We start from the raw sequence: 14,893 nt of genomic DNA on the forward strand, positions 1-14,893 counted from the left end.
CATGGCGTCCCGCAGCCCGAACACGTCGGTGGCCACGGCCAGCTCGCGCAGCAGGGCGAGCGTCTCGTCGGTGACCAGGTGCTTGGAGTAGTCGATGCGCAGGTCCCCCACGCGCACGACGTACCGCTGTGCGCGGGACGGGTCGGCGGCGAACAGTTCGCGCAGGTCCGGCTGCGGCAGCGCGTCCGCGCGGTGGTTCGCCAGGGCGGTCCACTCGGGGCGCCGGGTGGGCTCGGGGACGTCAGACATGAGCGGGGATCTCCTCGGTGGCCTCGCCGCGCAGGGCGACGGCGTACATCTCGTCCGCGTCGAGGCGCCTGAGCTCCTCGGCGATGAGTTCGGAGGTGGCACGGACCTTCAGCGCCAGCCGGCGCGCGGGCTGCCCCGGCAGGGTCAGCGTGGCCAGCGGACCCTCGGGACGGTCGATGACGACCTCCCCGTCCGCGGTGCCCAGCCGGACCGCCGTGACGGCGGGTCCCGCCGTCACCACCCGGTCGACGGTGACCCGCAGCCGTGCCTCCAGCCAGCGCGCCAGCAGCTCGGCGGCCGGGTTGTCGGCCTCGGCCTCCACGGTCGCCGAGGTCACCGGCGCCTGCGCCTGGTCCAGCGCCGCCGCCAGCATGGAGCGCCACAGCGTCAGCCTGGTCCAGGCGAGGTCGGTGTCCCCGGGGGTGTAGGAGCGCCTGCGGGCCTCGAGCGTGTCCATCGGGTTCTCGGCCGCGTACAGATCGGTGATCCTGCGCTGGCCCAGCGCGCCCAGCGGGTCCTTCGCCGGGTTCTCCGGCGCGTCCGCCGGCCACCACACCACCACCGGCGCGTCCGGCAGCAGCAGCGGCAGCACCACCGAGTCGGCGTGCTCGGACACCTCGCCGTACGTCCGCAGCACCACCGTCTCCCCGGTGCCCGCCTCCGATCCGACCCGGACCTCGGCGTCCAGCCGGGAACGGGTGCGCTCGCGCGGATTGCGGGTGTGCCGCTTGATCACGACCAGGGTGCGCGAGGGGTGCTCGTGCGAGGCCTCCTCGGCCGCCCTGATCGCGTCGTAGGCGTTCTCCTCGTCCGTGACGATCACCATCGTCAGGACCATGCCCACGGCCGGTGTGCCGATGGCGCGGCGGCCCTGCACCAGCGCCTTGTTGACCTTGCTTGCCGTGGTGTCGGTCAGGTCGATCTTCATGGCCTGCGCCAGCTCCGTCCGTCTCGTGCGAGCATCTCGTCGGCTTCCGCGGGTCCCCAGCTGCCCGAGGTGTACCGCGCCGGCCGGCCGTGCGCCGCCCAGTACTCCTCGATCGGGTCGAGGATCTTCCAGGACTCCTCCACCTCCTGGTGGCGGGGGAACAGGTTGGCGTCCCCCAGCAGGACGTCCAGGATGAGCCGCTCGTACGCCTCCGGACTGGACTCGGTGAAGGACTCGCCGTAGGCGAAGTCCATGGTCACGTCCCTCAGCTCCATCGAGGTCCCCGGCACCTTGGAGCCGAACCGGACCGTCATGCCCTCGTCCGGCTGGACCCGGATGACGACCGCGTTCTGCCCCAGCTCCTCGGTGGCCGTCGTGTCGAAGGGGGAGTGCGGGGCGCGCTGGAAGACCACCGCGATCTCGGTGACCCGGCGGCCCAGCCGCTTGCCGGTGCGCAGGTAGAAGGGGACGCCCGCCCAGCGCCGGTTGTCCACCCCGAGCTTGATCGCGGCGTAGGTGTCGGTCTTCGAGGAGGGGTCGATGCCCTCCTCCTCCAGGTAGCCGCGCACCTTCGCGCCGCCCTGCCAGGCCCCCTCATACTGCCCGCGCACCGTGTGCCGGCCCAGGTCGGCCGGGAGCCGCACGGCCCGGAACACCTTCAGCTTCTCGGTCAGCAGCGAGGCCGCGTCGAAGGAGGCCGGTTCCTCCATCGCGGTGAGCGCCATCAGCTGCAGGAGGTGGTTCTGGATGACGTCGCGCGCGGCGCCGATGCCGTCGTAGTAGCCCGCGCGCCCGCCGATGCCGATGTCCTCGGCCATGGTGATCTGCACGTGGTCCACGAAGGACCGGTTCCAGACCGGTTCGAACATCTGGTTGGCGAAGCGCAGCGCCAGGATGTTCTGGACCGTCTCCTTGCCCAGGTAGTGGTCGATCCGGAAGACCTGCTCCGGTTCGAACACCTCGTGCACGATCGCGTTGAGCTCCTGGGCCGACCTCAGGTCGTGCCCGAACGGCTTCTCGATCACCGCGCGGCGCCAGGACCCCTCGGGGGCGTCGGCCAGCCCGTGCTTCTTCAGCTGCTGGACGACCTTCGGGAAGAACCTCGGCGGCACGGAGAGGTAGAAGGCGTAGTTGCCGCTGGTGCCCCGGGAGGCGTCCAGCTCGTCGACGGCCTTGCGCAGCTGGTCGAAGGCGTGGTCGTCGTCGAAGTCGCCCGGCACGAACCGCATGCCCTCGGAGAGCTGCTGCCAGACCTCCTCGCGGAACGGGGTCCGGGCGTGCTCCTTGACCGCGTCGTGCACCACCTGGGCGAAGTCCTGGTCCTCCCAGTCCCGGCGGGCGAACCCGAGCAGGGAGAAGCCCGGCGGCAGCAGACCCCGGTTGGCCAGGTCGTACACGGCCGGCATCAGCTTCCTGCGGGACAGGTCGCCGGTCACCCCGAAGATGACCAGCCCGGAGGGGCCCGCCACCCGGGGCAGACGCCGGTCCCGGGGGTCGCGCAGCGGGTTGGCCCAGCCGGCCGGGGGCGCGGGGAGAGCCGTGAGGGTCTCCCCGGGCTCCTTCGGGGCGTCCGCCGTCGGTTCGGTCGTCTCGTCGGTCATTCCGCGTCAGCTCCCTTGCTGTCGAGCGACTTCGGCACCGCGTCGAGCAGCCCCCGACGGGCGTCCGCGGGCTTCGCGACACCCTCGTCCTCCGGCCGCCGTGCCACTCCGCCGTACGGCGGCGTCGTGCGGACGGGGCGGGGTGCGGACGGCGCCCTCACCTCCAGGGTGTCCTCATCCGTCGGGTCCTTCATCCCGGCGGGCGTCCGGCGCTCGCCGGAGAGGGCCCTCATGGTCGCTTCACTCACCGTGCTCATCTTCTTTCTCGCGGTCACGACAACCGTGTGCGGCGGCCGGTGATTCCCCGGCGGCCACGTCGCCGCGACGGCGCCGCACGGGGCGCGGGGGCACGCCGTCCCGGTTCAAGAAGTTCTCGGTTCAAGCACGATGGGTGCCTTTCTGTGTTCACCTTTAAAAGTATGATCTTTCTGACGGCGGGTCCACTTCCGGCCGGCGGGGCGTCCTCGGTGCCGACGCCCCGTCGTTCCTTCCGTGGCGCCGGGTACCGCGGAACCGTCATGACCATGCGGTCCCCGGCCGGGGCATGCGAAAGAGGGCCCCACGCGCGCGTGGAGCCCTCCTGTCCGGCCGGGAGGGCCGGTGCGGGGGTGGGATCAGTGGCCGAAGGTGAACCAGTTGACGTTCACGAAGTCCGACGGCTGGCCGCTGGTGAAGGTCAGGTAGACGTCGTGGGTGCCCGTCACGCCGCTGATGTTCGCCGGGACCGTCCGCCAGGACTGCCAGCCGCCCGTGTTGCCCACCGCGAAGCTGCCGACGGGCGCGTTGCTCCGGCTGTCCAGGCGCACCTCGACCAGACCGCTGACGCCGGAGGCGGCGCCGCTCGCCACCCGTGCGGAGAACTGCCGGGCCGGGTTCGAGCCGAAGGCGACGCCCTTGAACTGCAGCCAGTCGCCGTTGGCCAGCGCGCCCACGTTCCGGCCGCCGCCGGAGTCGGAGGTGTTCTCCGTCATCACGCCGCTCTGGCCGTCGTAGGACTCGGCCTGGATGGTGCCGTAGGCGTCACGGCCGCCGGGGTTCCCCGGGTCGCCGCCGCCGGAGGTCAGGACCTGCACGTAGTCGACGAGCATCGGGTGGCCGGGCTGCGTGCCCGAGTCCGGGCCGCCGCCGAAGGCGTCGGGGAAGCCGCCTCCCATCGCCACGTTGAGGATGACGAAGTAGCCGTGGTTCGTCGCGTTCGTCCAGGTCGTCGCGTCCACCTGGTTCTCCCGCACGGTGTGGAAGGTGGTGCCGTCGAGGGAGAAGCGGATCTCCTCCACGCTCGTCGAGCGGTCCCACTCCATCCGGTACGTGTGGAAGCCGGCCTGGCAGGTCGTGCCCCGGCAGGTGGTCGAACCGCCGATGCCGCTGGTCTCGTTGCACGGGCCGCCCGGCGAGGTGCCGCAGTGCATCGTGGCGAACACGGTGTTGTTGCCCTGGGTGTTCTCCATGATGTCCAGCTCGCCGACGGCGGGCCAGTTCCAGTAGTCGCCCCGGTAGGGGGAGCCCAGCATCCAGAACGCCGGCCAGTAGCCCTTGGCGGCGGCGCCGGTGACGTTCGGCACCTGGATGCGGCCCTCGACGCGGAGCTTGCCGCCGGCCGGGGGCCGGAAGTCGGTGCGGTTGGTCTCGATGCGGCCGGAGGTCCAGTTGCCGGAGGCGTCACGGCGCGGGGTGATGCGGAGATTGCCGCTGCCGTCCAGCGAGACGTTGTCCGTGCTGGACGTCATCGTCTCGATCTCGCCGGTGCCCCAGTTGGCGGGGCCGCCCGGGTAGCCCTTGCCGGTCGCGTACCGCCAGTCGGCGGTGTTGACGCCGCTGCCCGCGGGACCGTCGAAGTCGTCGGCGAAGACCTGGGTCCAGCCCGACGGCGGAGGCGGCACGGACGCGCTCGCGGGCGGACCGGCCGCGGTGGCGGCGCCCGCCGCGAGGGCGAGCGTGCCGACGACGGCGAGGAGCGCCCGCCGCAGCGGGCGGGGTCTGCGGGACGTGTGGGGGATGCCGGAGGAGTCACTCATGTGGGGATGCCTCTCGGGTTCGGATGCCTGTGGCGGGAGGTGCGTTCGAGAGCCGGGAACTTCGCGTGAGAGCGCTCTCACGGTGACGTCAATGTGCTCTGCGGCGCCTGCACCGTCAAGAGATGTAACCGAGAAAGTCCTTGTGGGGGCGGCGAGTTCACGTTCCGAATCGGGGCGAACGGGTGGCAGGGGAGCCGCGGGCCGGCGGGGTGCGGCGCCGGGGAGCCTCCCGCTGCGCGGTCGCGCCGCGAGTAGGGTCGTCCCGGTGCGTCGTGGCGGGAAGGTGCGGATGTGAAGCTGACGATTCTGGGTGGTGGGGGATTCCGGGTCCCGCTGGTGTACGGGGCACTGCTCGGGGACCGTGCCGAGGGCCGGGTGACCCGCGTCGTCCTGCACGACGTGGACGCCGGACGGCTGCGTGCCATCGTCCGGGTGCTGGCCGAGCAGGCCTCCGGTGTCCCCGACGCGCCCGAGGTGACCGCCACCACCGACCTGGACGAGGCGCTGCGCGGCGCGGCGTTCGTCTTCTCCGCGATCCGCGTGGGCGGCCTCGAAGGCAGGGCGCACGACGAACGGGTCGCCCTCGCCGAGGGCGTGCTCGGCCAGGAGACGGTCGGCGCGGGCGGCATCGCCTACGGGCTGCGCACCGTCCCCGTCGCCGTCGACATCGCCCGGCGGGTGGCCCGCCTCGCCCCCGACGCCTGGGTCATCAACTTCACCAACCCCGCCGGCCTGGTCACCGAGGCCATGTCCCGCCACCTCGGCGACCGCGTCATCGGCATCTGCGACTCACCGGTCGGCCTCGGCCGCCGCATCGCCCGGGTGCTCGGCGCGCGGCCGCGGGAGGCGTGGATCGACTACGTCGGCCTCAACCACCTCGGCTGGGTGCGCGGCCTGCGCGTCGCCGGCCGCGACGAGCTCCCGCGGCTGCTCGCCGACCCCGCCCTGCTCGGCTCCTTCGAGGAGGGCAGGCTCTTCGGCGCCGACTGGCTGCGGTCCCTGGGCGCGGTCCCCAACGAGTACCTGCACTACTACTACTTCAACCGTGAGGCCGTCCGCGCCTACCAGGAGGCGGAGCGGACCCGGGGTGCCTTCCTGCGCGACCAGCAGGCACGGTTCTACGCAGGGGTGGCCGACCCGGGCGTTCCCGCCCTGGACCTGTGGGACCGCACCCGCGCCGAACGCGAGGCCACCTACATGGCCGAGAACCGGGAGACGGCCGGCGCGGGCGAGCGCGAGGCCGAGGACCTCTCCGGCGGCTACGAGGACGTGGCGCTCGCCCTGATGCGGGCCATCGCCCGCGACGAACGCGCCACCCTCATCCTCAACGTCCGCAACCGCGGCACCCTGTCACCGCTGGACGGGGACGCCGTCATCGAGGTCCCCTGCCTGGTGGACGCCAGTGGCGCGCACCCCGTCTCCGTCGACCCGCTGCCCGACCACGCCACCGGCCTGGTGTGCGCCGTCAAGGCCGTCGAGCGCGAGGTGCTGGCCGCCGCCCGGTCGGGCTCCCGCGCGACGGCAGTCAAGGCGTTCGCGCTGCATCCGCTCGTCGACTCCGTGAACGTGGCCCGCCGGCTCGTCGACGGCTACACCGCCGTCCACCCCGGCCTCGCCTACCTCGAATAGCCGTCCACCCCGGCTCGGGCCGGCCGGTCGTCCCCCGTGACGGCGGCCGACCGGCCCGAGTCCTCCGTGCCCCCCGGCGGGGATTCCCCGGGGTCCCTCACACGGGAGCCCCGGTCGTGGTCCGCGGCTCCACGGGCGCGGCCGGAGCCGGCACGGCCCCCAGGGAGGGCACGGCGGTGGACACGTCGGCCCGCTGCCGCGGCGGCAGCAGCGGACGCGGACCCGACACCACCGTGTAGTCCCCGCCCAGGAACGGCGGCGTCATCTCGCCGGGGTCCTCGCCGAGCGCCAGCCGCACGGCGGCCCACGGGGCGTTCACCCCGCACAGCGACAGCTGGTGCAGCCCGCCCGCCGGCCGGGTGTTGACGTCCATGAGCACGGGCCGCTCGCCCAGCATCCGGAACTGGATGTTGGACAGGTGGTGCAGTCCGAAGCCCTCCGCGATCCGCCGGGCCGGCTCCAGCCACTGCTCGTGCAGCGTGAAGCCCCTGCGCCGGCCGTTCTTGGTGCGCCCCACCGCCAGCCGGACCCGGTCGTCGGTCCCGGTGAGGCAGTCCACCGACACCTCGGGCTGCTCCAGACGGGGCATCACCAGCCAGTCCACCGGCTCCTCGGCCCGCCGCAGGGCGTCCAGCACCAGGCCGAGTGGCACGTACGGGCCCGGGAAGCCGCTCAGCTGGGTGAGCGAGAAGGGTGCGCGGGTGATCACCCGGAAGCCCACCCCGCCCGCGCCGGACGCGGGCTTGAAACAGGCCTGGTATCCGAGCGCCTCCAACTCGTCGACGGCCGCCAGGAGTTCGTCCGCGCTGCGCACCCGCCACCAGGGCGGCACGGGCACCCCGATCGCCTGGACCGCCTCATAGGCGACCGCCTTGTCGTGGAACACGGCCACCGCCTCGGGCGTCGGCGCCAGCAGCGCGGTGCCGGCCGCCTCGAACTCGGCGCGGCGCGCGACGATCGCCGCCTGGTGCAGCCGGGGGACGAACACGTCGATGCCGCGCCGCTCGCACTGGGCGAGCGCGTACTCGGCGTACGCCGCGGGGGACAGCCCCTCGGGTTCCGGCTCGGCGGTGTCGGCGGCGGCCGGCACGGGGGAGTCGGGGTCGCCGTGGGTGGCGTGGATCTCGACGGCCCGGCCGTCGGGATTTCGCCTCAGCTGCTCCATGAAGAACACGTTCTCCGCGTACGTGCGGTTGAGCCAGACGCGTACGCGAGGGACCATGCAGGCCGCCTTTCACGGTTCGCGGGCAGGGCGCGGCGGCCCGTTGCCCGGGCAGGAGTGTGGAGGGTCACCAAACCGCCCTGGGAAAAGGGCGTTTCACGGCGGTGGTGTCGGGGCGATCATACGACTTCGGCGACGGTTCCCGTACCGCACACGGATGCCGGGACACGCTTGTTCCGGCGGCACCGATGTGGTCTTGTGAGGGAGTGCGCGACGGCTGGAGGGGCGACGGGTGAGGTCGGGGACAGAGAGCGGCGGACAGGTGTGGGCCATCAGCGACCTGCACATCGGGTACGCCGAGAACCGGGCCCTGGTCGAGGGCATGCGGCCCGAGTCGGACGAGGACTGGCTGCTCGTGGCCGGTGACGTCGCGGAGACCGTGGAGGACGTCCGCTGGGCCCTGAAGACCCTGGCCGGCCGGTTCGCCAAGGTCGTCTGGGTGCCCGGCAACCACGAGCTGTGGACCCATCCGAGCGACCGGGTCACCCTGCGCGGCGTCGCCCGCTACGACCACCTGGTCGAGCAGTGCCGGGACCTCGGGGTGATCACACCCGAGGACCCCTACCCCGTCTGGGACGGCCCCGGCGGCCCGGTGGTCGTCGCACCCCTGTTCCTGTTGTACGACTACTCGTTCCTGCCCTCCGGGTGCGCCACCAAGGAGGAGGGGCTGAAGTACGCGCACGGCACCGGGGTCGTCTGCACCGACGAGCGGCTGCTGCACCCCGATCCGTACCCGAGCCGGGAGGCCTGGTGCCGGGCCAGGGTCGCCGGGACCGAACGCCGGCTGGCCGAGGTGCCGGACGGGCTGCCGCTCGTCCTGGTCAACCACTGGCCGCTGCACCGCCACCCGACGGAGATCCTGCGGTACCCCGAGTTCGCCATGTGGTGCGGCACCGTGCTGACCGACGACTGGCACCGGCGGTTCCCCGTCCACACCATGGTCTACGGCCATCTGCACATCCCCCGGACCACCCGGCGGGACGGCGTCCGCTTCGAGGAGGTGTCGGTGGGCTATCCGCGCGAGTGGCGCGAGCGGGAACAACCGCCGGGACGGCTGCGCCGGATCGTGCCGCGGGAGGACGAGGGGCGATGATCGAGGAACTGCTGCCGCCGACGGTGGTCGCCGTCGAGGCCCACGGCGACGAGGGCGTCGACGCCCCGCTGTATCCCGAGGAGGAGGCGCTGCTGACGCGCGCCGTCCCCAAGCGCCGCCGGGAGTTCACCGCCGTGCGCTCCTGTGCCCGCCGCGCCATGGAGAAGCTGGGCGTGCCCGCGCGGCCGGTGCTGCCCGGTGAGCGGGGCGCCCCCGTCTGGCCGGACGGACTGGCCGGCAGCATGACCCACTGCCAGGGCTACTGCGCCGCCGCCCTGGTGCGCGCCGCCGACCTGGCGTCCCTCGGCATCGACGCGGAACCCCACGCCCCGCTGCCCGAAGGGGTCCTGTCCTCCGTGGCGCTGCCGGGAGAGGCGGCGCGGATCGGCGGGCTGACCGAGGAACTGCCCGCCGTGCACTGGGACCGGCTGCTGTTCAGCGCCAAGGAGTCCGTCTACAAGGCGTGGTTCCCGCTCACCGGGAAGTGGCTGGACTTCCTGGAGGCCGACCTCGACCTCTTCGCCGACCCCGGTGAGCACACCCGCGGCGGCTTCCGCGCCACCCTCCTCGTCCCCGGCCCGCGCGTGGGCGACCGCGTCGTCGACCACTTCACCGGCCGCTGGACCACCGACGGGGGCCTGGTCGCGACGGCGGTCGCCGTCCCGCACGGCTGAGCGGGGCGGCGACCACCGCCGCCGCGGGACGCGGCCGGCTACGGTTCGGGGTGCCAGTCGCGCAGCATCCGGAAGAACACCTCCTCGTTGCCGGTCAGGCCCGCCCGGGCCAGGGCGGTCTCCGCCTCGGCGAGCACGGAGGGCGGCACCACCGTGGGTCCGGGAGGCCCCGGCGGACCCGGCCGGGTGTCGAGGGCGGCGCGCACCGTGTGCAGCAGCCGCAGATAGGCCCGGACGGCGGTGCGCTCGTGGTCGGTCAGTACGGCGGTGGGCATCGCTCGGTTCTCCCCGTCTCGCGGTCGGTGACGATTCGCTCCCAGCTTGCCGTCCCCCACTGACAGTCGGGGGTCACCGCGGGCCGGTTCGCCCGCCCGGCGGGCCCGCGCGCCTGACGGGCCCCGCCGTCCCCACGGGCGTCGGCGGGTTCCCGGCGCCGCCCGCCGACGCTCCGGTGCCGTGCGTTCCCCGAGGACACCGGGATCCCTGCCGCGGCGGCACGGGACGGCCGGGCCGGGAACCGCCGGCGGCCCGCCGTTCGGACCGCGTGCCGCCCCCGGGTCAGGCCTGGGGCCGCTGGACGCTCTCCAGGAGCATGTCCAGCCACTCCGCGACCTTGTCGCGGTGCTGGTCGGTGGGCAGCTGCGCGGCCCGCCAGGCGATCCCGCGCACCCCGTGGTCCTGCAGCAGCCGCTCCAGCGGATCGTCGGCCGGCGCCGCCGCCTCCCGCTCCTGGTCCGCGAGTCTGTGCAGCAGCTCCTGCTCGGTGTGCTGGAGCGCGCCCGCGAGCGCCTCGGGGTCCTCGGCGGTCAGGAAACCGGCGTGCACCCGGAAGAACCGCTGGATGGCGTCGCAGTGCTCCACGGTCGGACGCCGGTCGCCGTTGATCAGCGCGCCGGCCTGCTGCCGGGACATGCCCGCGCCGTCGGCGATCTCCTGCTGCGTGTACCTGCGCCCGTTCGGCTTCAGCCGGGTACGGCGCAACAGGTCCAGTCGCTGCACGAACCGCGTCTGCACATCGGGCTCGCCGGCGGGCCGGCCGCTCAGCAGCGCCTTGACCACGGACTCCGGGACGCCGGAGGCGGTGGACAGTCGGCCGGCGTCGAAGACCTCCGCGTGCGCCACGCCGAGCCGGTCGGCGAGTGCGGCGACGCGGGCGACGACGGCCGGCAGCGCGGTCGTCGGCGTGGTGCCAGGCCCCTCGAAGCCACCCGTCACCGAAAGATCTCCTAGGTCTCTCACAGGATTCTCACAAGCGATTGCCGTGAACTTCACGGAGACTAGCCGTTGCCTCGAACCCGCAGCCAGGTCCCGCCACAACTGTGGCTAATTTCGGCCGTCAACCGGCAGGGAATGCCACGATAGTTGACATGCCTCCCGTGTGGGCAGCAGGATCGGGGCGCCGCGTCAGGGCCGCACAGGCAAGAGGGGTGACCTCCCGATGGCACATCAGGCAGGAGGGCGGCGGACGGCACCGCGGCCCGCCCCCGGGACCCCCGGGGCCCAGGCCTATCTGCAGGACTACACCGCGCTCCTGGAGGCGGTCCCCTTCCCCTCCCTGGTGGTCGACCGCCGCTGGGACGTGCTGCTGGCCAACACCGCTTTCCGGACGCTCTTCCGGGGTGTCGAGCCGCACCCCACGGCCCTGCCCTGCGACAACTTCCTCCGGTTCGTCCTCTTCCACCCGGACGCGGCCGCGGTGCTCGGCGACCACGAGTCGAGCTGGTGCCTGCCGATGCTGGCCCACTTCGCCAAGACCGCCGAGCGGTACGGCCACGACCACGGGCTGCAGTCCATCCGCCGTGACATCGCCCAGGACCCCATCATGGAGGCCGCCTACCGGCACGGTGTGCCGCACTGGCTGCGGGCCGTGGGGGAGCAGGCCGCCGAACCCGACGGCGCCGTACGTCCGCTGCTCCACCCCGACCCGCGCTGGGGCGCCACGGACTGCCGGATCGTCGCGGAGACGACCCCGGTCCTCCGGGGCATGGACTGCACCCGGCTGACGCTGGTCCTGCGCGAGGCGCGCCGCACCCCGTCCGGGGACCGCGGGTCCCGCCGCGCCGCCTCCCACCTGAGAGTGGTCCACTCGGCCGACTGAGACGGCCCCCGCCGACGCGTCCGCGTCCTCCCCCGCGGGACCGCCGCGGGACGGAGCGCCCGCGCGGGCGAGCCGGCGCCCCGGCGGCAAGGCCGTACCTGGACGCAAGCCCCTTGCCCCCGGCCCGGTGGAGCACCAGCGGTTCTTCGGGCACCGTCCGGCCGAGCGGCTCCCGGCCCACCTCGTGCCGGGGGCGACGACGTGCCACTGGTCCCGGCGAAGGCGGTGATCTGCGGCATCGGTGCGGCCTGCGCCGTCCTCGACGTCGTGTCGCCACCACCATGACGACGCCCCGCCCGCCCGGCACGGGACCTCCGCCGTGCGCGACCCCGCGAAGTTACCCGTGCGTTCCGCACATCGGAGTGATGACAGCGGTGACTGTGCGGGGTGGCGCGCCGCGTGACACCGTCGTCCCCGTCGACAACCGATGGGAGGGAGACGGCGTGAACAAGGGCTATGCCGTGTACTGCGACGCGGACCCGTACTTCTACGACGCCCCGCACCGCACCGTCTCCCCGGCCGGCACCGGGGGCTCCCGGTACGCCGCGGCCTCGTGGCCCGTCCCGCAGGGATGGCAGCGCAACGAGAGCGGGGACTGGCTCGCCCTGCGTCCGGTCGACGCCGACCTGCCCGACCAGGGATGGAAGATCCACGTCTCCGCCTGCCTCGACAACGCCGAGTCCGTGCTCGAGCGCGTGTGGCGGCACTGTGTCGCCGGCGGCACGGCCTTCAAGTTCGTGCCCAGCCGCTACCTGCTGCACCAGCGCAACGCCAAGTACGCGGACCGGGCGGGCAGCGGCAAGTTCATCACCGTGTACCCGGCGGACGAGGCGCGGTTCGAACGGCTCGCGGGCGAGCTGTCGGAGCTGCTGGCGGGCGAGCCCGGACCGTACATCCTGAGCGACCTGCGGCTCGGCGAAGGGCCCGTGCACGTCCGGTACGGCGGCTTCACCCGGCGCAACTGCTACGACGCGCAAGGGGAGTTGCGGCCGGCCGTGGCCGGTCCCGACGGAGTGCTGGTGCCCGATCTGCGCGGCCCCGTCTTCCGCGTGCCGGACTGGGTGGATCCGCCCGCCTTCCTGCGCCCCCACCTGAAGGCCCGGGAAGCGCTGACCGTGGGCGACCTGCCCTACGCCGTCGAGTCGGCGCTGCACTTCTCCAACGGCGGCGGCGTCTACCTCGCCCGCGACTCCCGCACGGGAGAGCGGGTCGTCCTCAAGGAGGCCCGTCCGCACGCCGGTCTGGCGGCCGACGGCGCGGACGCGGTGACCCGGCTGCACCGCGAGCGCCGGGCGCTGGAGCTGCTGTCCGGTCTGGACTGCACACCCGAGGTGATCGACCACCTGACGGTCGGGGAGCACCACTTCCTGGTGCTGGAGCACATCGACGGCAAACCGCTCAACACGTTCTTCGCCCGCCGTCATCCGCTCATCGAGGCCGACCCGAGCCAGGAGCGGCTGGCCGAGTACACGGCCTGGGCCCTCGACGTCCACGCGCAGGTGGAACGCGCCGTCGAGGCCGTCCACGCCCGGGGCGTGGTCTTCAACGACCTGCACCTGTTCAACATCATGATCCGCGAGGACGACAGCGTCGCCCTGCTGGACTTCGAGGCGGCCCACAGGGTCGACGAAGCCGGCCGGCAGACCGTCGCCAACCCGGGGTTCGTGGCACCGCCCGACCGGCGGGGCGTGGCGGTGGACCGGTACGCGCTGGCCTGTCTGCGCCTCGCGCTGTTCCTCCCGCTCACCAGTCTGCTGGCACTGGACCGGCGCAAGGCGGCCCACCTCGCCGATGTGGCGGCCGGCCAGTTCCCGGTGGACCGGGCCTTCCTGGACGCGGCGGTCGACGAGATCACCAGCGGAACCACCGCCCCCGCCGCCCCCACCACGTCCACCGTCCCCACGGTGTCCACCGGCGCCGCGACGGCGCGACGGGGGGACGGGCCGGTGGTGCCGGTCCGGCCGGACGACTGGCCCCGCAGCCGGGACTCGATGGCCGCGGCCATCCGCGCGTCGGCGACACCGTCCCGCACCGACCGCCTCTTCCCCGGCGACATCGCGCAGTTCGCCACCGCCGGCGGCGGGCTGGCCTTCGGCCACGGCGCGGCGGGAGTGCTGTACGCCCTGGTCGAGAGCGGGGCGGGGCGGGACGAGGACGGGGAGCAGTGGCTGCTGGAGCGGACCAAGCAACCGCCGTCGGGCATGCCGCCCGGTTTCCACGACGGTCTCGCCGGCCTCGCCTGGACGCTGGAGCACCTCGGCCACCGCGACCGCGCCCTCGACCTCGCCGAGCTGCTCCTCGACCAGTCCTTCGACCGTCTGGCCCCGGACCTGCACAGCGGCACCGCCGGAGTGGGCCTGGCCCTGGACTCGCTGGCCGCGGCCACCGGGGAGACCGCCCTGCACGCGGCGGCCCGGCGCTGCGCCGAGCTGACCGCCCGGGGCGGGCCGGCGGCCGGGGACGGGAGCGCCGGCCGGGGCCGCGCGGGGCTGCTGCACGGTGCGGCGGGACGCGCCCTGCTCTTCCTGCGGCTGTACGAACGCGACCGGGACCCCGCCCTGCTCGACCTCGCGCGGGACGCGCTGCGCGAGGACCTGGCCCGCTGCGTCCGCGGCGCGGGCGGCGCGCTCCAGGTCGACGAGGGCTGGCGCACCATGCCCTACCTGGGCGCGGGCAGCGTGGGCATCGGCATGGTGCTCGACGACTACCTGGCGCACCGGGAGGACGAGGAGTTCGAGCGGGCGAGAGGCGAGATCGTGGCCGCGGCCCAGGCCATGTTCTACGCGCAGCCGGGCCTGTACCGGGGCGTGGCCGGGATGGTGCTGTACCTGGGCCGCACCACGGCCACGGTGCCCGGAACCGGTCCGCGGGCCCTGCGGCGCCAGCTCAACGCGCTGTCCTGGCACGCCATGTCCTACCGCGGCCGGCTCGCCTTCCCCGGTGAGCAGATGATGCGCCTGTCCATGGACCTCTCCACCGGAACGGCGGGGTGCCTGCTGGCCGTCGCCTCCGTCCACGGCGCCCGGTCCGCCGGACTGCCGTTCCTTCCGCCGCCGCGCACCGGGCGGCCCCACGACTCGGCCCCTCCCGGGGTCGTGATGCAAGAGAACCCGTTGTCCTACGAAGGGAAGATGTCATGAACCTGTTCGACCTGCAGTCGATGGAGACCCCCAAGGAAGAGGCCATGGGGGACGTCGAGACCGGCAGCCGCGCGAGCCTGCTGCTCTGCGGCGACAGCAGCCTGAGCGTCACCACCTGTAACTGACACCGGTGTCGACCGCCGCGGCGACGCGGTGAGTCACGTCGCTCGGTTCCGGCGCCCCGGGTCCTCACCCGGGGCGCCGGCGCCAGCGTCGGCGGGCACGCCCGGCCGCCCCGCACAGA

General features: G+C 73.6%; 13 protein-coding genes and 1 pseudogene. 6 read left to right on the top strand and 8 right to left on the bottom strand.

What is annotated here, in order from left to right; all coding sequences use genetic code 11:
* The 5 genes and pseudogenes from ABTY20_RS33055 to ABTY20_RS33075 all read right to left on the bottom strand — a co-directional run.
* Positions 1–249 (bottom strand): annotated as a pseudogene (locus tag ABTY20_RS33055) (glucose-6-phosphate isomerase); the annotation flags it as partial.
* Positions 242–1,177, bottom strand: coding sequence for a glucose-6-phosphate dehydrogenase assembly protein OpcA (gene opcA / locus ABTY20_RS33060; protein ID WP_352000839.1), 936 nt, complete (start codon positions 1,175–1,177; stop codon positions 242–244). The pseudogene ABTY20_RS33055 and the gene opcA, both read right to left, overlap by 8 nt.
* Positions 1,174–2,778, bottom strand: a complete 1,605-nt coding sequence (gene zwf / locus ABTY20_RS33065; RefSeq protein ID WP_352000840.1) for a glucose-6-phosphate dehydrogenase — start codon at positions 2,776–2,778, stop codon at positions 1,174–1,176. Before zwf ends, opcA begins: the two co-directional genes overlap by 4 nt.
* Positions 2,775–3,026: a hypothetical protein gene (locus ABTY20_RS33070; RefSeq protein ID WP_352000850.1), complete on the bottom strand. Its 252-nt coding sequence runs from the start codon at positions 3,024–3,026 to the stop codon at positions 2,775–2,777. The genes zwf and ABTY20_RS33070 overlap by 4 nt, the downstream gene beginning before the upstream one ends.
* Before the next feature lie 366 nt (positions 3,027–3,392).
* Positions 3,393–4,793, bottom strand: coding sequence for a glycoside hydrolase family 16 protein (locus ABTY20_RS33075; protein ID WP_352000841.1), 1,401 nt, complete (start codon positions 4,791–4,793; stop codon positions 3,393–3,395).
* A 291-nt stretch (positions 4,794–5,084) separates the two neighbouring features.
* On the opposite strand from ABTY20_RS33075, the gene ABTY20_RS33080 reads away from it, so the two are divergent.
* Positions 5,085–6,422 carry a 6-phospho-beta-glucosidase gene (locus ABTY20_RS33080; RefSeq protein ID WP_352000842.1) on the top strand — a complete coding sequence of 446 codons (1,338 nt, stop codon included), beginning with the start codon at positions 5,085–5,087 and terminating at the stop codon, positions 6,420–6,422.
* A 97-nt stretch (positions 6,423–6,519) separates the two neighbouring features.
* Here the strand turns inward: ABTY20_RS33080 and ABTY20_RS33085 are convergent, their stop codons facing one another.
* Positions 6,520–7,644: an ATP-grasp domain-containing protein gene (locus tag ABTY20_RS33085; protein ID WP_352000843.1), complete on the bottom strand. Its 1,125-nt coding sequence runs from the start codon at positions 7,642–7,644 to the stop codon at positions 6,520–6,522.
* 232 nt (positions 7,645–7,876) lie between these two features.
* On the opposite strand from ABTY20_RS33085, the gene ABTY20_RS33090 reads away from it, so the two are divergent.
* Positions 7,877–8,737, top strand: coding sequence for a metallophosphoesterase family protein (locus tag ABTY20_RS33090; protein WP_352000844.1), 861 nt, complete (start codon positions 7,877–7,879; stop codon positions 8,735–8,737).
* Entirely contained in the window at positions 8,734–9,411 is a 678-nt protein-coding gene (locus ABTY20_RS33095) for a 4'-phosphopantetheinyl transferase family protein (protein WP_352000845.1), read from the top strand. The genes ABTY20_RS33090 and ABTY20_RS33095 overlap by 4 nt, the downstream gene beginning before the upstream one ends.
* 38 nt (positions 9,412–9,449) lie before the next feature.
* Here ABTY20_RS33095 and ABTY20_RS33100 read toward each other — a convergent pair whose 3' ends face one another.
* Together ABTY20_RS33100 and ABTY20_RS33105 are read right to left on the bottom strand one after the other, a co-directional pair.
* Positions 9,450–9,686, bottom strand: a complete 237-nt coding sequence (locus ABTY20_RS33100) for a hypothetical protein (RefSeq protein WP_352000846.1) — start codon at positions 9,684–9,686, stop codon at positions 9,450–9,452.
* Positions 9,687–9,969: 283 nt separating this feature from the next.
* A complete protein-coding gene (locus ABTY20_RS33105) occupies positions 9,970–10,626 on the bottom strand; it encodes a helix-turn-helix domain-containing protein (RefSeq protein ID WP_352000847.1) in 657 nt (218 codons plus the stop codon).
* Positions 10,627–10,849: 223 nt separating this feature from the next.
* On the opposite strand from ABTY20_RS33105, the gene ABTY20_RS33110 reads away from it, so the two are divergent.
* The 3 genes from ABTY20_RS33110 (at position 10,850) to ramS (ending at position 14,774) form a co-directional block, all read left to right on the top strand.
* The gene (locus ABTY20_RS33110) at positions 10,850–11,509 is read left to right on the top strand and encodes an MmyB family transcriptional regulator (RefSeq protein ID WP_352000848.1); all 660 of its coding nucleotides are present in this window, start codon (positions 10,850–10,852) and stop codon (positions 11,507–11,509) included.
* A 443-nt stretch (positions 11,510–11,952) separates the two neighbouring features.
* Complete coding sequence (gene lanKC / locus ABTY20_RS33115) at positions 11,953–14,649, top strand: class III lanthionine synthetase LanKC (RefSeq protein WP_352000849.1); 2,697 nt, start codon at positions 11,953–11,955, stop codon at positions 14,647–14,649.
* Positions 14,646–14,774, top strand: a complete 129-nt coding sequence (gene ramS / locus ABTY20_RS33120) for a mycelium formation morphogenetic lantipeptide SapB (RefSeq protein WP_006130296.1) — start codon at positions 14,646–14,648, stop codon at positions 14,772–14,774. The genes lanKC and ramS overlap by 4 nt, the downstream gene beginning before the upstream one ends.
* The last annotated feature ends 119 nt before the right edge of the window (positions 14,775–14,893 follow it).

This window comes from Streptomyces sp. NPDC126497, assembly GCF_040302425.1.
Lineage (GTDB): Bacteria > Actinomycetota > Actinomycetes > Streptomycetales > Streptomycetaceae > Streptomyces.